Below are 315 nucleotides of genomic sequence, written 5' to 3'. Positions count from 1 at the left end.
CTCAAAAGTACCCCATCTCTCGAACTCCTGTCTGACAACTTTTGTTGTTTAGGAGATTCTCAGAGCGTTAGTTTACCTTTTGAGACAGCCTCTTCTCACTTTGTTTTAGTAGCGGGAACCGGACTCGAACCGATGACCTTCGGGTTATGAGCCCGACGAGCTACCTACTGCTCCATCCCGCGGTGTATTTTTAGAGTGCCTACCGAAAGCACTGTCTTAGTAGCGGGAACCGGACTCGAACCGATGACCTTCGGGTTATGAGCCCGACGAGCTACCTACTGCTCCATCCCGCGGTGTATTTTTTAGAGTGTTTAC

General features: G+C 49.8%; 2 tRNA genes. Both read right to left on the bottom strand.

What is annotated here, in order from left to right:
* Positions 1-109 precede the first annotated feature (109 nt).
* Positions 110-182: transfer RNA gene (locus AOB46_RS22825), tRNA-Met, on the bottom strand.
* A 38-nt stretch (positions 183-220) separates the two neighbouring features.
* A tRNA-Met gene (locus AOB46_RS22820) sits at positions 221-293 on the bottom strand.
* Positions 294-315: the final 22 nt, after the last annotated feature.

Source organism: Chryseobacterium indologenes (assembly GCF_001295265.1).
Lineage (GTDB): Bacteria > Bacteroidota > Bacteroidia > Flavobacteriales > Weeksellaceae > Chryseobacterium > Chryseobacterium indologenes_A.
This window is presented reverse-complemented; position numbering and strand designations above follow the sequence as displayed.